Origin of the sequence: Faecalicatena contorta (assembly GCF_021531995.1) — a bacterium.
GTDB classification, from domain to species: Bacteria; Bacillota; Clostridia; order Lachnospirales; family Lachnospiraceae; genus Dorea_A; species Dorea_A contorta_A.
In genome coordinates this window covers 1-21,077 of the sequence record NZ_JAFBIZ010000031.1, presented here as the reverse complement: position 1 = coordinate 21,077, position 21,077 = coordinate 1, and the positions used below count along the sequence as shown (strand labels likewise).

Annotated in this window: 17 protein-coding genes; 5 read left to right on the top strand and 12 right to left on the bottom strand. The window is 43.3% G+C overall.

Features of this window, described 5'->3' with window-relative positions; genetic code table 11:
• Window positions 1-23: 23 nt before the first annotated feature.
• Window positions 24-896: a rhomboid family intramembrane serine protease gene (locus JQM82_RS06120; protein ID WP_235249177.1), complete on the bottom strand. Its 873-nt coding sequence runs from the start codon at window positions 894-896 to the stop codon at window positions 24-26.
• A 224-nt stretch (window positions 897-1,120) separates the two neighbouring features.
• Here JQM82_RS06120 and JQM82_RS06115 point away from each other — a divergent pair, with 224 nt between their 5' ends.
• From JQM82_RS06115 to JQM82_RS06100, 4 genes are all read left to right on the top strand, one after another.
• Window positions 1,121-5,374 (top strand): 2-hydroxyacyl-CoA dehydratase, encoded by a 4,254-nt coding sequence (locus JQM82_RS06115; protein ID WP_235249176.1) that lies wholly within the window; start codon window positions 1,121-1,123, stop codon window positions 5,372-5,374.
• 54 nt (window positions 5,375-5,428) lie between these two features.
• A complete protein-coding gene (locus JQM82_RS06110; RefSeq protein WP_235249175.1) occupies window positions 5,429-6,193 on the top strand; it encodes an alpha/beta hydrolase in 765 nt (254 codons plus the stop codon).
• Between the two features lie 10 nt (window positions 6,194-6,203).
• Window positions 6,204-6,956 (top strand): esterase family protein, encoded by a 753-nt coding sequence (locus JQM82_RS06105; protein ID WP_235249174.1) that lies wholly within the window; start codon window positions 6,204-6,206, stop codon window positions 6,954-6,956.
• 63 nt (window positions 6,957-7,019) lie between these two features.
• Window positions 7,020-8,216: an ATP-grasp domain-containing protein gene (locus JQM82_RS06100; RefSeq protein WP_235249173.1), complete on the top strand. Its 1,197-nt coding sequence runs from the start codon at window positions 7,020-7,022 to the stop codon at window positions 8,214-8,216.
• Between the two features lie 101 nt (window positions 8,217-8,317).
• Here JQM82_RS06100 and JQM82_RS06095 read toward each other — a convergent pair whose 3' ends face one another.
• The 8 genes from JQM82_RS06095 to JQM82_RS06060 all read right to left on the bottom strand — a co-directional run bounded on the left by JQM82_RS06095 (window position 8,318) and on the right by JQM82_RS06060 (window position 15,201).
• Window positions 8,318-9,328, bottom strand: coding sequence for a GGGtGRT protein (locus JQM82_RS06095; RefSeq protein WP_235249172.1), 1,011 nt, complete (start codon window positions 9,326-9,328; stop codon window positions 8,318-8,320).
• 47 nt (window positions 9,329-9,375) lie between these two features.
• Window positions 9,376-10,068, bottom strand: coding sequence for an iron-sulfur cluster assembly scaffold protein (locus JQM82_RS06090; RefSeq protein ID WP_235249171.1), 693 nt, complete (start codon window positions 10,066-10,068; stop codon window positions 9,376-9,378).
• 162 nt (window positions 10,069-10,230) lie between these two features.
• A complete protein-coding gene (locus JQM82_RS06085; protein ID WP_235249170.1) occupies window positions 10,231-11,469 on the bottom strand; it encodes a competence/damage-inducible protein A in 1,239 nt (412 codons plus the stop codon).
• A gap of 3 nt (window positions 11,470-11,472) precedes the next feature.
• Window positions 11,473-12,015, bottom strand: coding sequence for a CDP-diacylglycerol--glycerol-3-phosphate 3-phosphatidyltransferase (pgsA, locus tag JQM82_RS06080; protein ID WP_235249169.1), 543 nt, complete (start codon window positions 12,013-12,015; stop codon window positions 11,473-11,475).
• Window positions 12,015-13,337, bottom strand: a complete 1,323-nt coding sequence (gene rimO, locus JQM82_RS06075; protein ID WP_235249167.1) for a 30S ribosomal protein S12 methylthiotransferase RimO — start codon at window positions 13,335-13,337, stop codon at window positions 12,015-12,017. The genes pgsA and rimO overlap by 1 nt, the downstream gene beginning before the upstream one ends.
• 81 nt (window positions 13,338-13,418) lie before the next feature.
• Window positions 13,419-13,658: a DNA-directed RNA polymerase subunit omega gene (gene rpoZ / locus JQM82_RS06070; RefSeq protein ID WP_235249166.1), complete on the bottom strand. Its 240-nt coding sequence runs from the start codon at window positions 13,656-13,658 to the stop codon at window positions 13,419-13,421.
• 3 nt (window positions 13,659-13,661) lie between these two features.
• Window positions 13,662-14,282: a guanylate kinase gene (gmk, locus tag JQM82_RS06065; RefSeq protein WP_235249165.1), complete on the bottom strand. Its 621-nt coding sequence runs from the start codon at window positions 14,280-14,282 to the stop codon at window positions 13,662-13,664.
• Window positions 14,283-14,319: 37 nt separating this feature from the next.
• Complete coding sequence (locus JQM82_RS06060) at window positions 14,320-15,201, bottom strand: YicC/YloC family endoribonuclease (protein ID WP_235249164.1); 882 nt, start codon at window positions 15,199-15,201, stop codon at window positions 14,320-14,322.
• A gap of 189 nt (window positions 15,202-15,390) precedes the next feature.
• Here JQM82_RS06060 and JQM82_RS06055 point away from each other — a divergent pair, with 189 nt between their 5' ends.
• Window positions 15,391-17,130 carry an Rqc2 family fibronectin-binding protein gene (locus tag JQM82_RS06055; RefSeq protein WP_235249163.1) on the top strand — a complete coding sequence of 580 codons (1,740 nt, stop codon included), beginning with the start codon at window positions 15,391-15,393 and terminating at the stop codon, window positions 17,128-17,130.
• A 95-nt stretch (window positions 17,131-17,225) separates the two neighbouring features.
• Here JQM82_RS06055 and JQM82_RS06050 read toward each other — a convergent pair whose 3' ends face one another.
• From JQM82_RS06050 to pheA, 3 genes are read right to left on the bottom strand one after another with little or no spacing between them, the layout of a single operon-like run.
• Complete coding sequence (locus JQM82_RS06050; RefSeq protein WP_235249162.1) at window positions 17,226-18,557, bottom strand: MATE family efflux transporter; 1,332 nt, start codon at window positions 18,555-18,557, stop codon at window positions 17,226-17,228.
• A 17-nt stretch (window positions 18,558-18,574) separates the two neighbouring features.
• Window positions 18,575-19,873 (bottom strand): ATP-binding protein, encoded by a 1,299-nt coding sequence (locus JQM82_RS06045; protein WP_235249160.1) that lies wholly within the window; start codon window positions 19,871-19,873, stop codon window positions 18,575-18,577.
• An 18-nt stretch (window positions 19,874-19,891) separates the two neighbouring features.
• Window positions 19,892-21,022 (bottom strand): prephenate dehydratase, encoded by a 1,131-nt coding sequence (pheA, locus tag JQM82_RS06040; protein WP_235249159.1) that lies wholly within the window; start codon window positions 21,020-21,022, stop codon window positions 19,892-19,894.
• Between the last annotated feature and the right edge of the window lie 55 nt (window positions 21,023-21,077).

The window sequence follows — 21,077 nt, the reverse complement described above, 5'->3', positions numbered from 1 at the left end:
CAGTGTAACTTTTCTGTCAGACATTACTTGACGTGTGTATGGGTAAACAGATGATCCTGGCAATATTCATAATTGCCATTACATTTTGAACAATACCTGAATTCCAGATCCGGATCGTCAAGTTCTGTCCGTCCGCAGACCGCACAGCGGTGCTTTGCGCCGTTTGCATATACATTGACAGGACGGCTTGCCTGATTTACCTTTCGCTTAAAATCACTCTTTCTCTTCATTTGTTTTGGCGAATATGGCTGCATATTTCTGGAGCCCAGGAAAAAGAGCAGGAAATTCAAAATTGCAATAAATGCCGCCAAAGCATTTGCCTTATAATATGCCCCGTATATGCTTCCTCCATAAGCCGGAAGAAATGCCTGCACCACTGCATACAGGAAATACAGGCCGTCAATCAGTGCCAGCCATTTTACTTTCACCGGAATGACAAAGAAAAGCAGAAACTGCACATCCGGATATAAAGCCGCAAATGCAAAGAACAAAGACATATTCAGATACCAGGTATCCATTGGAAGAACCATCCCGGTCAACAGGTATGCAAGAATTGCCCCGATCACTGTAAAAAATATCCCCGAAAAGAAATACAGGTTAAATCGAAAAGCACCCCAGGCATATTCCAGCTGTTTACCAATCATATAATACAGATACAGTGAAAAGACTATGAATATCAGACTGCTGGAAGGTGCCTGAATAATAAATGTAAATATTCTCCACACCTGTCCTTTCAGTATCATGCTGGCATCCAGCGACAGATACTGGTAATAAAAAGAAGGATTCACAAGATTCAGAATAAATCCTGCTGCATACAGGATGATAATATAGTACATCAGATTCGGAATTGCGTATCTTCCGAACTTTCTTTCCAGTTTATTCAGCCAATTATTCATACAAAAACTCCTTATTATGATATTACACTGTAGACATTCTAACGTTTTAGATTTTATTTGTCAATTCTGCCATTCAAAGTTAACAGCTTTTTCACAAATATATAGCATTTGTTAATTGTCTTTTCCCGTCTTTTGTCGTATAATGTTACAGGTTGTAAAACGGCAAAATGCATTTAATAGGAAGAAACACATATAAATGTTTATATGACAAGGAGTTACATATTATGAATCGTAAGGAACATTACACACTTGGCATCGACATCGGTTCTACCACCGTTAAGATTGCCATATTAGATGAAAATCATGAAGTGGTATTTTCTGATTATGAGAGGCATTTCGCAAACATCCAGGAAACACTTTCTGACTTGTTGGGAAGAGCACTCTACAAATTAGGTCCGATTCATGCTTCACCGGTCATTACCGGTTCCGGCGGTCTTACACTTGCCAAGCATCTCAAAGTCCCGTTTGTTCAGGAAGTCATTGCTGTATCCACTGCTCTGCAGGACTATGCTCCACAGACAGATGTCGCAATCGAACTTGGCGGTGAGGATGCCAAGATCATATATTTTGAGGGCGGTAACGTGGAACAGCGCATGAACGGCGTATGCGCCGGAGGTACAGGATCCTTCATCGACCAGATGGCTTCTCTTCTTCAGACAGACGCCTCCGGACTGAATGAATATGCAAAAAACTACAAAGCTCTCTATACAATTGCTGCTCGATGCGGTGTGTTTGCAAAAACAGATATTCAGCCACTGATCAATGATGGTGCAGCCAAAGAAGATCTGGCCGCCTCCATCTTTCAGGCAGTTGTGAATCAGACCATCAGTGGTCTTGCCTGCGGAAAACCAATTCGCGGTCATGTGGCTTTTCTGGGTGGGCCATTACATTTCCTTTCTGAACTCAGAGAGGCTTTTATCCGTACGCTGAAACTGGATGATGAACACACAATCGCACCGAAAAACTCTCACCTGTTTGCCGCTATTGGATCTGCAATGAATGCAAAACAGGATCAGGACGTCTCCCTTCGTGAAATGCAGAACCGCCTTGATGGAAAGATCAAGATGGAATTCGAAGTTGACCGTATGACCCCTCTTTTTGAAAGCGAAGCAGATTATCGGGCATTTATAAATCGTCACGCAAAGCATCAGGTGCCGATCAAAGATCTTTCTACATACCGCGGCAAGGCCTTTCTTGGAATTGATGCCGGATCAACGACAACAAAAGCCGCACTGGTAGGAGAAGACGGAACACTTCTGTATTCCTTCTACCATAACAACGACGGAGATCCGCTCGGAACTACAATTTCCGCAATCAAGGATATCTACCGACAGCTTCCGGAAGGTGTCGAGATCGTACATTCCTGCTCTACCGGATATGGGGAAGCTCTCATAAAAGCCGCTCTCCTTCTGGATGAGGGAGAAGTTGAAACAGTCTCTCATTATTATGCCGCTTCTTTCTTCGAACCGGATGTAGACTGTATTCTGGATATCGGCGGACAGGATATGAAATGTATCAAGATCAAAAACCAGACGGTAGACAGCGTACAATTGAATGAGGCCTGCTCTTCCGGATGCGGATCTTTTATTGAAACATTTGCAAAATCACTGAATTATACGGTGGAAGACTTTGCGCATGAGGCATTGTTTGCAAAAAATCCAATTGACCTGGGTACACGCTGCACCGTATTTATGAATTCCAAAGTAAAACAGGCACAGAAAGAGGGCGCTGAAGTCTCCGACATCTCAGCCGGTCTTGCATATTCCGTCATCAAAAATGCACTCTTTAAAGTTATCAAAGTGTCCGATGCATCAGAACTTGGCGATCACATTGTCGTTCAGGGAGGTACCTTCTACAACAATGCTGTACTTCGAAGTTTTGAAAAGATTGCCAACTGTGAAGCAATCCGCCCGGATATTGCCGGCATCATGGGAGCTTTTGGAGCTGCTCTTATCGCACGTGAAAGGTACGTGGACTGTGAAGGCACCACTATGCTTTCGATTGAGGAGATCGAAGCATTAGAATACTCTACCACCATGACCAAATGTAAAGGTTGTACAAACAACTGTCGTCTTACGATCAATCATTTCAGCGGCGGACGCAAATTCATCACAGGCAATCGATGTGAACGCGGTCTTGGAAAAGAAAAATCCTCGAACAAGATTCCAAATCTGTTCGAATACAAATTAAAACGTTATTTTGATTACACACCGCTATGCGAGACAGATGCCAAACGGGGAACCATCGGTATCCCGCGGGTTTTGAACATATATGAGAACTATCCATTCTGGTTTACGTTGTTTACACAGCTTGGATTCCGGGTTGTATTGTCTCCGGTCTCTACCCGTAAAGTATATGAACTCGGAATCGAATCAATTCCAAGCGAATCTGAATGTTATCCGGCAAAGCTTGCCCACGGACATGTACAATGGCTGATCAACGAGGGTATACAGACGATCTTCTATCCAAGTATTCCTTACGAACGTCAGGAATTTGCGGAAGCCAACAATCACTATAACTGTCCGATCGTAACCTCTTATCCGGAAAACATCAAAAATAATATAGATGCCATCGTCAATCATGAAGTTGACTTTCTGCATCCGTTTATCTCATTTGCAAGTGAAGAGACCATATCTTACCGATTGATTGAAGAACTTTCCGAAAAATTCTCAATCCCTGTTCATGAGATCAAATCCGCTACGCATGCTGCATGGGAAGAGCTCAATGCCTGCCGCAGGGATATGCAGAAAAAAGGAGAAGAAACGATCCAGTTCTTAAGCGAAACCGGCAACCGCGGAATCGTACTGGCCGGACGTCCGTATCACATTGATCCGGAGGTAAATCATGGAATTCCGGAATTGATCAACTCTTATGGAATTGCTGTACTGACGGAAGATTCCATCTCCCATCTGCATCCAGCGGAACATCCGCTTAATGTTATGGATCAGTGGATGTATCATTCTCGTCTGTATGCTGCAGCCAACTATGTAAAAACAGTGGACAATCTGGATCTGATCCAGCTGAATTCCTTCGGATGTGGACTGGATGCAGTAACGACCGATCAGGTAGCATCCATTCTGACAGATTCCGGAAAAATATATACGACACTTAAGATCGATGAAGTGAATAACCTGGGGGCTGCCCGCATCCGTGTCAGATCTCTCCTTGCCGCGATCCGTGTCAGAGAAAAAAGAGGTGAAAAGCGCGAGATTCAGTCTTCCGCTATCGAAAAAGTAGTATTTACGAAACAGATGCGCGAGGAATACACGATTCTGTGTCCGCAGATGTCTCCGATCCATTTTGAACTGCTGGAAACAGCTTTCAATGCTTCCGGCTATCATCTGGAAGTATTGCCGAACGATAATAAACAGGCCGTAGATGTGGGACTGAAATACGTCAATAATGACGCCTGCTATCCTTCTCTAATGGTGGTCGGCCAGATTATGGAAGCAATTCTTTCCGGAAAATACGACACACACAAGATTGCCGTTATCATCAGCCAGACCGGCGGAGGGTGCCGTGCATCCAACTACATCGGATTCATCCGCAGAGCGCTGAAAAAGGCAGGTTATGGTTATATCCCGGTAATTTCCATCAACTTAAGCGGTCTGGAGGACAATCCGGGATTCAAGCTGACCCCGAATCTGATTCTTCGCGGTGTCTATGGCGTGATATTTGGAGATATCTTTATGAAATGTGTATATCGGCTGCGACCATATGAGGCAGTTCCCGGTTCTGTCAATGCAATGCACCGAAAATGGGTTAAAGTGTGCCAGGAATTCCTCTCCAACGGATATCCGGGCCGCCACAGATTCAATCAGCTGTGCCGTGAGATCATTACAGACTTTGACAACCACATAGAATTACTGGATATCAAAAAACCACGAGTTGGTGTTGTTGGTGAAATTCTTGTAAAATTCCTTCCGGCAGCCAATAATTATCTGGTTGAACTTCTGGAAAGTGAAGGCGCAGAGGCTGTCGTTCCGGATCTTCTGGATTTCCTGCTCTACTGCTTCTATAATCAGAACTTTAAAGTATCACATCTTGGTATGAAGAAGTCCAAAGCATGGACCGGCAATCTGGGAATCAAAGTACTGGAATGGTTCCGTGCCCCTGCTACCAAAGCATTTGCACAGAGCAGGCACTTTGATCCACCGGCCAAGATCCAGGATCTGGGTAAGATGGCATCCGATATTGTATCTCTTGGAAATCAGACCGGCGAAGGCTGGTTCCTGACCGGCGAAATGTTGGAACTGATCCACAGCGGTGCGCCGAATATTGTATGTACACAACCATTTGCCTGCCTTCCAAACCATGTCGTAGGGAAGGGTGTCATCAAAGAATTACGCAGACGCTATCCAGAATCCAATATCGTAGCTATTGATTTTGATCCGGGTGCAAGTGAGGTAAATCAGCTGAATCGTCTGAAATTGATGCTTTCAACTGCCAACAAAAATCTGGAAAAACTAATGAAGTAAACAACTTAAGGGACGGCCGTCTTGCACAGCCCGCCCTGATATGGAGGTATATATATGGTTGATACATGGGACATTACTATTCCTGAACTTACTGCCGACGAACCCCGAAAAGCCTATGTCTATCTTCCGGAATCGTATCAAGAAGATTCCGATCAGCGCTATCCGGTTCTGTATATGTTCGACGGACACAATGTATTCTTTGATTCGGATGCCACTTACGGCAAAAGCTGGGGAATGAAAGAATATATGGATGCGACGGCCAGTCCTTTGATCATTGCCGCAGTAGAATGTAATCACAGTCCCGACAACGGACGACTCAAGGAATACTCACCTTACAGTTTTCATGATTCCCGTTTTGGAAACATTACCGGTAAAGGAAAAATTACCATGGACTGGATGGTCCATACGTTCAAAAAAGAGATTGATCAAAACTATCCGACTCTTCCGGATCGAAAACACACATTTATCGCCGGAAGTTCCATGGGCGGTCTGATGAGCCTGTATGCAGTCATGAAATACAACCAGTTTTTTTCCGGCGCAGCCTGCTTATCGCCTTCTCTCTGGGTGGATCTCCCTAAGATCACTCGCCTGATCGAGCGCTCCAGACTCCGCCCCGGAACGGTCGTCTATATGGACTATGGCTCAAGAGAACTGAAAAACCATCCCGGCATGTTAAATCAGTTTCAAAAAACAGCATCTCTTCTTCTGAAGCGACATGTGATGCTGAACTGCCGGATCGTTCCGGATGGCGAACATTGTGAAGCCAGCTGGGAAAAACAGATTCCATTTTTCATGAACACCTTGTTATACGAACGATAGGAGATATAATATGAATGTACAATATTTTAAGCAATACAGCTCTTCTCTGAACAAAGACATGGAATGCAAAGTATATGGCCATGCCGGTCGTCCGGTTCTCTTTATTCCCTGTCAGGATGGACGTTTCTTCGATTTTGAAAACTTCCATATGACAGACACCTGGGAACCATGGATTGAATCCGGTGAAGTTATGGTATTTTCCATTGATACGATCGATCAGGAAACCTGGTCAAACAAAGACGGAGATCCCCGCTGGCGCATCTGCCGGTATGAACAATGGATCCGCTACATTACTGATGAGATGGTTCCTTTCATACGCGCAATGGTTAACGAGTATAACGGATGGACCGGCGAACCTGGCATACTGGTATTTGGCTGCAGCCTTGGGGCAACACATGCTGCCAATCTGTATTATCGCCGCCCGGATCTTTTTGACCGTCTGCTGGCGCTCAGCGGAATCTATACATCCGAATATGGATTCGGATCTTATATGGACGATCTGGTGTACCAAAATTCACCGGTTCACTATCTTCCGAATCTGCCCCTGGATCATCCATACATCCCGATGTACAATGCGCAGAAGTCTGTCATCTGTGTCGGACAAGGCGCCTGGGAAATACCTGATTCTACCAGATATCTGGATTCCATCCTGAAAAGTAAAGGGATTCAGACCTGGGTCGATTATTGGGGATGGGATTGCTGCCACGACTGGGACTGGTGGTATAAGCAAGTTACTTATTTTGTCCCATATTTATTGGATTAGAGTGTTTTTCTTTTGTAATCAATGTTATAGTTATTTTACACACAAGAAAGAGAGTGAGTACGAATGATGAAGAATTTTATTTTTATTTCTCCGAATTTCCCGACAAACTACTGGCAGTTCTGTGCAGAACTGAAAAACAACGGACTGAATGTTCTTGGTATCGGCGATCAGCCTTACGATGAACTGTCTCCGGAGCTGAAATACAGCCTGAATGAATATTATAAAGTAGGCAGCCTTGAGAACTATGATGAGGTATATCGTGCTGTTGCATTTTTCACTTACAAATACGGCCGCATCGACTGGCTGGAATCCAACAATGAATATTGGCTGGAACGCGACGCCATGCTTCGCACAGACTTCAACATTAACACCGGCTTCCATACCGAAGATATGACCCGTATCAAATACAAGTCAAAAATGAAAGAATATTATACCAAAGCCGGCATTCCGGTGGCCCGTTATCATCTGGTGGATGACGTTGAAAACTGTAAGAAATTCATAAAAACTGTAGGATACCCTGTTATCGTAAAACCAGATAACGGCGTTGGTGCATCCCACACATTCAAGTTATCCAGCGATGAAGATCTGATTCAGTTCTTTGGAGAAAAAGATGGGGATACTCTGTATATTATGGAGGAATTTATCAATGCAGAAGTGAACTCCTATGACGCCATTATTGATTCTCATGGAGAACCAATGTTTGAGACTGGTAATGTAACTCCGGACTCTATCATGGATATTGTAAATAACTCCGATAATTCCATCTACCACATTGTAAAAAATCTTTCTAAGGATGTACAGGCAGCCGGACGTGCAACAGTAAAGAGCTTCGGTGTAAAGAGCCGCTTTGTTCACTTTGAATTTTTCCGCCTGCTCAGCGACCATGAGGGGATGGGCAAAAAAGGAGACGTTGTGGCTCTTGAGGTAAATATGCGTCCTTGCGGCGGTTTTTCGCCTGATATGATGAATTACGCCAACAGTACCAATGTATATAAGATCTGGGCTGATATGATTGCATTTGACCGTTCTACACTTCCAGAAGGAAGACATGGTTACTGCGCATACGCCGGACGCCGCGACGGCAAGGATTTTGTTCTCAGCCATGAAGAAATTCTTGAAAAATACCATGACAACTTGAAAATGGTAGACCGTATTCCGGATGTACTCTCCGGAGCAATGGGCAATCAGATGTATGTCGCATTGTTTGATACCAAGAAAGAAATGGACAGCTTTTATAAGAATGTTCTGAAATGCAACTAGTCAAAAATAATTCTTGAGTTCCAATATGGCAATAAAAGAAGTGGGGTTGAGATTGCTCTTCCCCACTTTTATTGTACTAACAAATAAATGTTGTCAATTTTTTAGAACTTGCCAGCCTTAGCTGCTTCCTCTACAGAAACTGCTACTGCAACAGTCATACCAACCATCGGGTTGTTTCCTGCACCGATCAGACCCATCATCTCTACGTGAGCCGGTACAGAAGAAGATCCGGCAAACTGTGCATCAGAGTGCATACGTCCCAATGTATCTGTCATACCGTAAGAAGCCGGTCCTGCAGCCATGTTATCCGGATGAAGTGTACGTCCTGTACCACCGCCTGATGCTACTGAGAAGTACTTCTTACCCTGTTCGATACATTCTTTCTTATAAGTACCTGCAACCGGATGCTGGAAACGTGTCGGGTTTGTAGAGTTACCTGTAATAGATACATCTACGCCCTCTTTATGCATGATAGCAACACCTTCACGTACGTCATTTGCTCCGTAGCAGTTTACTTTGGAACGAAGTCCGTCAGAGTATGCAATTCTCTGAACTTCTTTTAATTCGCCTGTATAATAGTCATATTCTGTCTGAACATATGTAAATCCATTAATTCTGGAAATGATCTTTGCAGCGTCTTTTCCAAGACCATTCAGAATAACACGAAGAGGTTTCTTACGTACCTTGTTTGCCTTCTCTGCAATACCGATTGCACCTTCAGCTGCTGCGAATGATTCGTGACCAGCCAGGAATGCGAAGCAGTCTGTATCTTCTTCCAGAAGCATCTTTCCTAAGTTACCATGTCCAAGACCTACTTTACGCTGATCAGCTACAGATCCCGGAATACAGAAAGCCTGAAGACCTTCTCCGATTGCTGCTGCTGCGTCAGCTGCTGTCTTGCATCCCTTCTTGATTGCAATTGCTGCACCTACTGTATAAGCCCAGCATGCATTTTCAAAACAGATTGGCTGGATGCCCTTGATCTGGTTGTATACATCAAGTCCGGCATCCTTTGTGATCTTCTCAGCCTCCTCGATAGAAGCGATGCCATAGCTTGCTAATACTTCATTGATTTTATCAATTCTTCTTTCATATGATTCAAATAAAGCCATTTACTTATCCTCCTGATTTCCTTACCTATATGTATCCTGTCGGTCTACTACTCTTTACGTGGATCAATAATCTTCACTGCGTCTGCAACACGTCCATACTGTCCTTTTGCTTTTTCCCAAGCATCGTTTGGTGTGTCACCTGCTTTGATGAAATCAGTGAATTTTCCAAGGCTTACGAACTGGTATCCGATGATCTCATCGTTTGCGTCCAAAGCAATACCTGTTACATAACCTTCTGCCATCTCAAGATAACGAGGTCCTTTTGCAAGTGTTCCGTACATAGTACCTACCTGAGAGCGAAGTCCCTTTCCAAGATCTTCCAGTCCTGCACCAACTGCAAGTCCGTCTTCTGAGAATGCACTCTGAGTTCTTCCGTATACGATCTGTAAGAACAACTCTCTCATAGCTGTATTAATTGCATCACATACAAGGTCTGTATTCAATGCCTCTAAAATAGTTTTTCCTGGAAGAATCTCAGAAGCCATAGCTGCAGAATGTGTCATTCCTGAACATCCGATTGTCTCAACCAGTGCTTCCTGAATAATACCATCCTTTACGTTCAAAGTCAGCTTGCAGGCACCCTGCTGAGGAGCACACCAGCCAATACCATGTGTAAAGCCGGAAATATCCTTTACTTCTTTAGCCTGCACCCATTTTGCTTCTTCCGGAATCGGAGCCGGTCCGTGATTTGCACCCTGAGCTACCGGACACATCATTTCTACTTCCTTTGAATAAATCATTTTAAAACTCCTTTCAACTATATGCGTATTTACTACTGTAAGGCTTGTTATAACTTTAACACCATACCCGGCTATTATTTTCTCATATATTCCACCATTCGTCAATATTTTTTGTTATCTAAAACCTGCCGAATATTACAGTCTTTTTCCCTGTAGACAATATTATTTTAACAGTTCCTCTCTTAAAAGTGTCAGTGCTCTTGCAACTGCAGATTCCCTGTTTTTACTTCGGTTCCCGGTAAAATGACATTCTTCCACTCTCACATGTCCTTTTACATAGCATCCGATATAGACAAGACCCACCGGTTTTTCCGGTGTTCCTCCCCCGGGACCGGCAATTCCCGTCACACCAAGAGCTGCATCCGCCCCTGCCGCGCGTGCCGCTCCTTTTGCCATCTCAGCCGCCGTCTGTTCACTGACAGCTCCGTAAGTTTCAAGCGTCTCATGTCTTACACCAAGAAGATGTTCCTTTGATTCATTTGCATACGTCACATATCCTTCTTTATATACATCAGATGCACCGGATACATTGAGAAGTCTGCCTGCAAGCAGACCTCCGGTACAGGATTCGGCCGTTGTCACTGTCATCTTCTGATCAGCCAACATATGAACCACGACATCTTCCAGAGAAACATCCTCACACATTGTATAGATCTTATCTCCGAACCTTCGGGACAATTCTTCCAGCATTGGTTGCATCAGCTTCTCGGCCGCCTTTTCATCTGCCGCTCTGGCTGTCACGCGAAAATGTACTTCTCCCGTCTTGGCATATGGTGCGAGCGTCGGATTCGTCTGCGCGTCCATCAGATCTGATACCATCGTCTCTGCACTGCTTTCTCCGATGGAACAGATCTTGACCATCCTGGAGTAGATTCCCTCCGGCTGCATACGGGTCAGATAAGGTACAATATCCCTCTCAAACATCGGCTTTATCTCATTCGGAGGACCCGGCAGAAGAATTACTATTTTCCCATGGTCTTCAAGAATCAGACCGGGTGCAGTACCATTGTGATTGTCAATCACGATCGCACCTTCCGGAACCAGTGCCTGCTTCCAGTTATTCTCCGTAATCTGTCTGCGATGATTTCTCAGAAAATATTCCTGAATCCGTTCTTTCGTATGCACATCTTCATAGAGCGGTTTTCTGAAAACCTTTGCAGCAACCTCCTTAGTAATATCATCTTTCGTAGGTCCGAGACCTCCGCTGAGGATTACGATGTCTGATCGGGACAGCGCAGTCTGCAGTGCGGCCTGCAGACGATCTTCATTGTCTCCTACCACACTCTGATGATAGCAGGATAAACCCAGCATCGCACATTTTTCAGACAGGTATGCCGCATTGGTATTTACAATATTCCCAAGTAATATTTCCGTACCGACTGAAATCAGTTCTACTATCATGGATTACATGCCTCCCTGAGTCAATACCTGAACATTCTTGGCTACATAATCGATCAAAGACACAACCGTCAGAACCAGAGAAACCCAGATCAGTATCGTTCCGAACAGGTCAAAAGCACCCCCGAGATCTGCAATCAGCACAATGATCATAGCCATCTGGGAAACTGTTTTAAACTTGCCCCAGTAGCTTGCCGCAATCACAATTCCATTATCAGATGCCACCAGACGGAATCCGCTGATGATAAATTCTCTGGCAATAATGACGATCACAAACCACGCTTCCAGCTTTCCCAGTGGGATCATACAGATCATAGCAGAGCATACCAGAAGCTTGTCTGCCAGAGGATCCATGAATTTTCCAAAGTTCGTTACCAGATTTCTAGCTCTGGCGATCTTGCCATCCAGCATATCCGTAAGACTTGCCACACAGAAGATAATCAGCGCAATCCATTTATTGGCAGCTCCTCCCACATCAGTCAGCATGAAAAACACAAAAAACGGTACCATAATCACTCTTAAAACAGTTAATTTGTTTGGTAAATTCATTACATCAACTCTCCTATCAAATCATATTCCAATGCTCCGGTTACTTTTACTTTCGCAAAATCTCCGGTCATTAGTTCCTCATCTGTATTTATGAAAATAAGACCATCTACATTCGGAGCATCTTTGTAAGTACGCCCCACATATGCATTTTCATCGGCCACTTTTCCTTCAATCATAACCAGTACTTCCCGTCCAATCATATCTTCCGCCTGTTCAAATACAATATCCTGCTGCAATTCCATGATCTCTGCCTGGCGTTCCTCTTTTATATCCTCCGGTATCTGATCCGGCATGGATGCTGCCGGCGTATCTTCCTCCGGAGAATAAGTAAATACTCCCAGACGGTCAAACTCCAGATCATCTACAAATTCCATGACTTCCTCATGCTGTTCTTTCGTCTCTCCCGGAAATCCTGTAATCAGCGTAGTACGAAGTGTAATATCCGGGATTTCCTGACGCAGCCTTTCGACAATCTCAATCAATTGCTTTTTGGACGTTCTTCTTCCCATTCTTTTCAGGATCTCATCATTGGCATGCTGTATCGGAAGATCCAGATAATGGCAGATCTTCGGTTCTTCTTTCATAACCTGAATCAGATTTGCATCAATCTCTTCCGGGTAACAATAAAGGATTCGGATCCAGCGGATTCCTTTCACCTCACAGAGTCTTCTGAGAAGTACATGCAGGCTTTTTTCACCGTACAGATCCTTTCCATACAGAGTTGTCTCCTGCGCAACCAGGATCAATTCTTTCACCCCTTGCTCTGCAAGTTCTTCTGCTTCTTTTACCAGACGCTCCATTGGAACACTTCGGTAATTGCCGCGGATCTTTGGAATAATACAGTATGTGCAATGCTTATCACACCCTTCAGCAATCTTCAGGTACGCATAATGCCCGCCTGTTGTCACCATTCTGTGACTGTCCGTAAGCGGAAGTGCATTGACATCTGCAAGCTCCATATATCCGTTTCCTTCAAGTGCACTTTCCACCGCACCGACAATCTTATCATAAGATGTGGTGCCAAGAACTGCATCTACTTCCGGTATCTCTTTTTGAATCTCTTCCTGATATCTCTGTGCAAGACATCCTGTAACGATCAGCGCTTTCAGTCGCCCTTCCGCCTTGTACCGGGCCATATCCAGAATCGTCTGAATGCTTTCTTCTTTTGCATCATGAATGAAACAGCAGGTATTGACCACGATCACATCTGCCATTGTCTCATCATCTACGATCTGATACCCCTTTGCATCCAGAAGTCCCAGCATGACTTCCGAATCTACCAGATTTTTATCACATCCAAGTGATATAAATAATATATTCATCATTTCCTCCTTTTCGCCGGTCACATTGTGAAGACAGGCAGATACCTTACGGCATCTGCCTGTTATCTATCCTTTTACGGATTATTCCTCTTCTTCACCGATTACTTTAATCTTTCCCTGATTCAGTTCATCGATTGCAACGGACAACGGTTTTTCTCCTCCTTTGGCATCTACCAGAGGCATGGATCCGTCAATGATCTCTCTTGCTCTTTTTGCAGTAGCCATAACAATAGAATAACGGCTGTTTACGACTTTTGTCTCACCTTCTTCTACGTCCTTGTTTACTACGCGCATTAAATCTGTGTAAGATGGGTGTAACATACACTATTCTCCTTTCAATTCTTGTTTCATCTGCTCTATAAATGCGTAATTACGAAAACTTCTTCTGTGCTCTCCCTGAATAATCCGATGCACTTCTTCTACACATTCCTGAAGGTCATCGTTGATAATCAGATAATCATACTGATCCATTCCAAGAGCTTCTTCTTTTGCACGGTTCATACGGAATTCGATCACATCCATAGTCTCCGTGCCCCGGTTCACCAGACGCTTCTTCAGCTCCTGTGCACTCGGCGGCGTTACAAACAAAAGCAATGCTTCCGGAAACTTTTCCCTGACCTTAAGTGCACCCTGTATTTCAATCTCCAGGATTACATCTTTGCCCGCTTTCATCTGCTCTTCCACGTACTCACGCGGTGTTCCGTAGTAATTATCCACGTACTTAGCATACTCTATCAATTCATCTTTCGCAATCATTTTTTCAAATTCTTCTACTGTTTTGAAAAAGTATTCCCGTCCGTTTTCTTCTCCAACACGGGGATTTCTCGTTGTTGCAGAAATAGACAATGCATAATTCTTATACTTTTGCAACAGTTCTTTCATGATCGTTCCTTTTCCGGAACCAGAAAAACCAGATACTACGATCAGTATTCCTTTTTCTTCCATGAACTTACCCTCTCATTCTGTTATCATTCCTCTGAATCTATTCAATATTCTGAATCTGCTCTCTGACTTTTTCAATCTCGGTCTTAAGCTCAATTCCGATATTGGAGACTTCAAGATCATTCGCCTTGGAAAGAATCGTATTTGCCTCACGATTCATCTCCTGTGCGATAAAGTCCAGCTTACGTCCGATTCCATTCTCATCTGACAGAAGTGTTTCTTTCATGTGATTCACATGGCTTCTGAGTCTCACCACTTCTTCATCTGTACAGATCTTATCCGCAAATATAACAACTTCGGCAGCGATCCGTCCCTCATCCATCTGTGTATCTTCCAGAAGTTCTTTCACCTTCTCTTCAAGCTTCACACGATACTCTGCCAGAATCTTCGGTGAACGTTCTTCTATCTCACCCACAAGATTCAGCATACCATCCAGCTTACTGATCAGATCTTCCTTCAGGTGTTCGCCTTCCAGTGTACGAGTCTCCACAAACTGGCTGATAGCACCATCCAGTGCTTTCTTCAGTCCATTCCATAGTTCTTCTTCATCAACCGGCTGTTCTTCCATTGTAAGAACTTCCGGATAACGGGATAATGTAGAAACCCGAATATCATTTTCCAGAGAGAATGATTCCCCCATCTTTTTCAGATAAGACAAATATTCTGCAGCAAGTGTCTCATTATATTTTAACGACACCTGACTTTCTGACATGTCCTCATATGTAATAAATATATCTACTTTCCCACGGTGAACGCTCTGCTTCAACAGATTACGAATCGCATTTTCGAAAAAATTCAGTTTCTTCGGCATACGGATATTGGCATCCAGATAACGATGATTCACACTTTTCATCTCAACCGAAAACTTACGGTTTCCTTCTGTTATTTCACAGTGTCCAAAACCTGTCATACTTTTAATCATGTTAGAACCTCTTCTTAAATAATAATAATACAAAAAATTGTACGGTAAAAACCAGTATTATTATAAGTCATTTGGAATATCTCGTCAACTATGATATACTAATTAGAAAGTTACAGTTGGTACATGTTCAGACTGTAATAGCACAGGTTTTAACCACACTAATATATTATTACGAAAGGAATATCTATTATGGCATTTGACGGAATTACAGTTGCCGCTCTCGTTCAGGAACTTCGTTCCTGTCTTACCGGCGGCAGAATTGCCAAGATCGCACAGCCTGAGACTGATGAACTTCTCCTCTCTGTCAAGACACCAGAAGGATTACGAAGACTCTACATCTCTGCAAGTGCATCTCTTCCTCTTATATATCTAACCGAGGACAACAAACCAAGTCCCATGACAGCACCAAATTTCTGTATGCTGCTCAGAAAGCACATCGGAAATGGACGGATCATCGCTGTCTCGCAGCCGAAACTGGAACGAATCATCCGGCTGGATATCGAGCATCTGGATGAACTGGGAGATCTCTGTCGAAAAAAACTGATCGTTGAGATCATGGGAAAGCACAGTAACATTATATTCTGTGATGATCAGGATCGAATCATCGACAGCATCAAGCATGTCTCTGCCCAGATGAGTTCTGTACGCGAAGTTCTTCCCGGACGGGAATATTTTATTCCGGATACGCAGGAAAAGCTGGATCCCCTGACTTCAGACACCGATATCTTTATCAGAACACTCTCAGAGAAACCAATGCCCCTTGCCAAAGCAATCTACACAAGTTTTACAGGCATCAGCCCGGTTGTCGCGGAAGAGATCTGCGGTCTTGCCGGAATAGATTCCTCTGTTACAGCAAAAGCTCTCTCCGAAGATATCATGATTCATCTGTATCGTCAGTTTCAATATTATATGGAAGCAATCCGTACCAGCCAGTTCCGGCCTGTCATTTACTTTGACCACAATGCCCCGAAAGAATTCAGCGCACTGCCTCTGTCACACTTTCAGAATCTGACCAGTCAGACCTATGATTCCATCTCTGAAGTGCTTCACATCTACTATTCTACCCGAAACACACTGACGAGAATTCATCAAAAAAGTGCGGATCTCAGGCATGTTGTCTCAACAGCACTGGAACGTAATCGAAAAAAATTCGACCTTCAGACACGCCAGCTAAGAGATACCGAAGGACGTGAAAAATATCGTGTATACGGAGAACTGATCAATGCTTATGGCTACAATCTTGAGCCTGGTTCAAAAGAACTAAAAGCATTCAATTATTATACCAATCAAGACATCGTCATTCCACTTGACCCGACGATGACCCCACAGGAAAATTCGCAAAAATACTTTGCCAGATATAACAAACAAAAACGTACGTATGAGGCATTGAGCGAACTGATCCGTGAAACAGCCGATGACATACAGTATCTGGAATCCATCAGCAATTCCCTCGACATTGCCATAAACGAAGCGGATCTCACTCAGATTAAGGAAGAATTGATGCAGAGCGGCTATATCCGAAGAAAATATACCCGCAAAAAAGTAAAGATTACCAGTAAACCTATGCATTTTATCTCCAGTGACGGATATCACATGTATGTCGGAAAAAATAACCTGCAGAACGATGAGCTGACTTTTAACTTTGCCAACGGAGGAGACTGGTGGTTCCATGCAAAAGGTGCGCCCGGCTCCCATGTCATTGTAAGAACCAACGGCAATGAACTTCCGGACCGTACATTTGAAGAAGCGGGACGACTTGCTGCATATTATTCCAAAAACCGGGGTAGTGATAAAGTCGAGATTGATTATGTAGAAAAAAAACATGTGAAAAAACCGAACGGTGCAAAACCTGGATTTGTTGTATACTATACCAACTATTCTCTTATGATTGATTCTGATATTGCCGGCATCCGAATGCTTGATGAATAATATTATGCAATTGTTACAAGATAAGCCAGGATAATCGAATCCACATCGAAGCGTTCTTGTAACAATTGCATATTGTGTTCTATTTGTATGCTCTTTTATTTCTTTTGGTTCCACCTGAGATACAGATATCCGGTCACATCTGCAAGGAACCATCCGATCGGAATTGCCCACCAGATTCCATATACACCAATGAGCTTGATCGGAGCCAGGATATATGCAAGCAGAACTCTGGTTCCAAGCGATATCACCGTAAGCACTACCGACATCTCTGGTTTACCGATTGCACGATAATATCCATACCACAACATAAGAATTCCAATTCCAAGATAAAATGATCCTTCGATCCTGAGATATTCAACACCAATGCGAATAATCTCCACTTCAGAAGGCTGAACAAATATTAACATCAGATACCTCGCCAGTAACACAACCGCAACCGATACACCAACGCAAAAAAGCACAGAAGTAATGATTGCCGATCGTACTCCCTTATCCACACGCTGCTGCTTTCCAGCACCGCGGTTCTGTGAGATGAAAATGCAAAATGCATTGGCAAATTCCTGTGCCGGCATATATGCAAATGAGTCAATCTTAACTGCTGCAGCAAATGCTGCCATTACCGCTGTGCCAAAACTGTTCACCAGCCCCTGGATCATAAGAATCCCAAAATTCATAACCGATTGCTGAACACTTGCGGCAATTGAAAAATGCATAATCTCTCCAAGCGAATCTCTGCTCTTTCTGATCGTCTGCAGTCCCATTGATAGTCGAAGTGACGGTTCTTTGACCCATGTATACAGTGCAATCCCCACACCAGATACGATCTGTGAAACCACCGTCGCCCACGCAGCTCCCGCAATCCCCAATTCAAACACCAACACAAACAGAATATCAAGAAAAATATTGAGAACGGAAGAAATTCCAAGAAACAGCAGTGGAATCACAGAATTTCCTACTGCTCTTAATAAAAAAGCGAAAAAATTGTACAAAAAAATAAAAAAAATTCCCAGGAAGATTACCCACACATATTCTCTGGTCATCTGCTGAATATCCACCGGAATCTTCAAAAGACGCAAAATGATATCGATCAATACAAATACAAGGACATTCATTGCTACCGTGATCACTCCAATAAAAAGAAAAGAAGAGGTTATTCCCTCTCTCAGTTTCCGATGGTTTTCCTGTCCGAAATAAAACGAAAAAACAGTTCCGCTTCCCATACACATTCCAATCAGCATAGAAGTAAGAAAAGTCATCAGCGTATATGCTGCTCCAACCGCTGCCAATGCCCCTGCTCCCAGAACCTTACCTACAATCAGCATATCTACGATATTGTAACATTGCTGGAGCAGGTTCCCAACAATCATTGGGCCTGCAAACACCAGCATTGTCTTTGTTATATTTCCCTGTGTCAGATCTTTTTTCATGATAAACTACCAATTTTTCAACGGTTTTCTTTTGTTCCCGCCAGATAATCAATGAACTGCTGCGCAGTTCTTCCGGATAATCCTCCATGGCTGAGTTCCCACTTGTTCGCCTCCAGCAAGAGCTGGTCTTCCGGCATATCGATCGAGCTTCTCCTTGCAAGCTGACGTACAATTTCCTGAAATTCCTTCTTGTCCGGCTTTCCAAAATAAATCGTCACGCCAAAACGTGCAACCAGAGACAGCTTTTCCTGTACCGTATCATTGGTATGAAGTTCCTCATCCCGATCTTCTTTATCCTTAAATGTTTCTCTGATCAGATGTCTTCTATTGGAAGTTGCATAGATCAACACGTTATCCGGTTTTCTCTCCAGTCCTCCTTCAATCACAGCCTTCAGATATTTATACTCAATCTCAAACTCTTCAAAAGACAGATCATCCATATAGATAATGAACTTATAATTTCTGTTTTTAACCTGTGCAATCACATCATTCAGATCCTGGAACTGATGCTTGTACACTTCTATCATACGGAGTCCCTGATCATAATACTGATTCAGAATCGCTTTGATGGAAGACGATTTTCCCGTTCCGGCATCGCCAAACAGCAGACAGTTATTGGCCTTTCTTCCTTCTACAAATGCCTCGGTATTCTCAATCAGTTTATTCTTTGCAATCTCATATCCGACCAGATCATCCAGATGCACATGCGCTATCTTGGTAATCGGTATGATCTCTGCACCATCTTCAACATGCTCTATGCGAAATGCTTTATGAAGTCCGAACTTACCAACACCGAATTCTTTATAAAACTGTGTCATAATACTCTTGAATTCTTCCGGCGTTTCCGCTTTTGCAAGACTTCTGCTTAACCCGCAGATTCTGTCGCGTACTCTCTGGTTGAATACCTTCCCATGTCCGCTCGTTCCCTGATAGTCACGAATCATTGACAAACAATCTACCCCCATGACTTCTTCCAGATCATGAAAATCATAGTCAAAGAGTTCTTTAAAGATTGCAAAATCATGAAGTGCAACCTGATTAATGCTTCCTTCTACTGCTCCTACGATTTCACAGGAAGTACTGTATGCATTTTCATGGCTTGCCATCAGATATGTCAGATAATTATGCCACAGATCTCCTTCAAATCCATGACTGACCGCCAGTTCAAGTATCTCGTTCACCGACTCGAACAGAAGCCCCTTCATATCCTCTATATTGTAATAGTCATTCTGGTAATTTTCCATCAGAAATGTCATATCCTGAAGGATCTGACCATTTTCCATGTGCTTGTATAATATTAACTCATTGGTTCTCATCTTCTACCACTCTTCCCTTTAATAATTTCCAAGAATTCTCAGATTCCGGCTTTCTTCCCGAAGTCCCCGGATCGCATTCTTCACTCCCGGCTCTGTCAGATTACCATCAAAATCAATGAAGAAGCGATATTCCCAACTCTTTCCCTCCATAGGTCTTGATTCAATCTTCGTCATATTCAAATCGTTATACACAAAATGAGACAGAAGATGATACAGAGAACATTTTTCATGGGGAATTTCAAAACAGATACTGATCTTCCTAGCACCTTTTAAAAACACCTTCTGATTAGTGATCACGATAAATCTTGTAGAATTATTCTTTTCATCATTAATGTCCTCGGCCAGTACCGATAATCCATAGACAGATGCCGCATATGCACTGCACACTGCTGCATGCCTTTTATCCTGATCTTCCAGAATCTTCTTTGCTGCGAGGGCCGTATTCGCCACACTGATCTGCTGCCAGTCCGCATGCTGATCCAGAAATCTGGAAGCCTGCATCAGAGCCTCTGCCTTGGAGTATACTCTTTCAATCTCAGATATGTTGGTTCCCGGAAGCCCGGACAACGTATTTTTAATCGGAATAATAGTCTCTCCCACGATATAGTTTTCAAATTCTACCAGAAGATCATAAATCTCATTAACCGCTCCTGCCGTGGAATTCTCGATCGGAAGTACCGCGTAGTCAGCAGCTCCCTCTTCAATTGCTTCCATCGCCTCACGAAACGTATGTACATGATAATTATTGCATCCTTTTCCAAAATAATGCTCCATGGCAGCCTGACTGTATGCACCTTCCGTTCCCTGAAATACAATTCTTGCGTTCTCCTTATCCAGAGAATCAATTTCAATAAATGGAAGCCGTCCAAGTGCCCCGGCATCCACAAGCTGCTGATACTGAAGCTTTCGGCTGATCGCCAGAAACTGTTTATAGACTTCACCGATTCCTTTTTTGTTAAACTCAGAGGTGACCTTATTCATTACTTCTGTAATCTTATTGCGCTCCCGCTGTCGGTCAAAGATCTTGTATCCATTTCTGATCTTATTCATTCCAATCTCTTCACAGATATTCATTCTCTCTTCATAGAGTTTCACGATCTGATCATCTACGTCACTTAATTTTACTCTCAGTTCCTCTAATTCTGTCATCTGTTATTCTCCTTCATACCATTACACATACGTTCTTATGCACAGTCTATCTTGT

What these genes read in the sequence shown, in the direction of transcription:
- JQM82_RS06115 (WP_235249176.1), top strand. Translation starts at nt 1,121, where the DNA reads ATGAATCGTAAGGAACATTACACACTTGGCATCGACATCGGTTCTACC.
- JQM82_RS06090 (WP_235249171.1), bottom strand. Translation starts at nt 10,068, where the DNA reads ATGATTTATTCAAAGGAAGTAGAAATGATGTGTCCGGTAGCTCAGGGT.
- pgsA (WP_235249169.1), bottom strand. Translation starts at nt 12,015, where the DNA reads ATGAATTTACCAAACAAATTAACTGTTTTAAGAGTGATTATGGTACCG.
- JQM82_RS06050 (WP_235249162.1), bottom strand. Translation starts at nt 18,557, where the DNA reads ATGAAAAAAGATCTGACACAGGGAAATATAACAAAGACAATGCTGGTG.
- JQM82_RS06110 (WP_235249175.1), top strand. Translation starts at nt 5,429, where the DNA reads ATGGTTGATACATGGGACATTACTATTCCTGAACTTACTGCCGACGAA.
- JQM82_RS06060 (WP_235249164.1), bottom strand. Translation starts at nt 15,201, where the DNA reads ATGATTAAAAGTATGACAGGTTTTGGACACTGTGAAATAACAGAAGGA.
- rimO (WP_235249167.1), bottom strand. Translation starts at nt 13,337, where the DNA reads ATGAATATATTATTTATATCACTTGGATGTGATAAAAATCTGGTAGAT.
- rpoZ (WP_235249166.1), bottom strand. Translation starts at nt 13,658, where the DNA reads ATGTTACACCCATCTTACACAGATTTAATGCGCGTAGTAAACAAGGAC.
- JQM82_RS06055 (WP_235249163.1), top strand. Translation starts at nt 15,391, where the DNA reads ATGGCATTTGACGGAATTACAGTTGCCGCTCTCGTTCAGGAACTTCGT.
- JQM82_RS06100 (WP_235249173.1), top strand. Translation starts at nt 7,020, where the DNA reads ATGATGAAGAATTTTATTTTTATTTCTCCGAATTTCCCGACAAACTAC.
- pheA (WP_235249159.1), bottom strand. Translation starts at nt 21,022, where the DNA reads ATGACAGAATTAGAGGAACTGAGAGTAAAATTAAGTGACGTAGATGAT.
- gmk (WP_235249165.1), bottom strand. Translation starts at nt 14,282, where the DNA reads ATGGAAGAAAAAGGAATACTGATCGTAGTATCTGGTTTTTCTGGTTCC.
- JQM82_RS06045 (WP_235249160.1), bottom strand. Translation starts at nt 19,873, where the DNA reads ATGAGAACCAATGAGTTAATATTATACAAGCACATGGAAAATGGTCAG.
- JQM82_RS06105 (WP_235249174.1), top strand. Translation starts at nt 6,204, where the DNA reads ATGAATGTACAATATTTTAAGCAATACAGCTCTTCTCTGAACAAAGAC.
- JQM82_RS06120 (WP_235249177.1), bottom strand. Translation starts at nt 896, where the DNA reads ATGAATAATTGGCTGAATAAACTGGAAAGAAAGTTCGGAAGATACGCA.
- JQM82_RS06085 (WP_235249170.1), bottom strand. Translation starts at nt 11,469, where the DNA reads ATGATAGTAGAACTGATTTCAGTCGGTACGGAAATATTACTTGGGAAT.
- JQM82_RS06095 (WP_235249172.1), bottom strand. Translation starts at nt 9,328, where the DNA reads ATGGCTTTATTTGAATCATATGAAAGAAGAATTGATAAAATCAATGAA.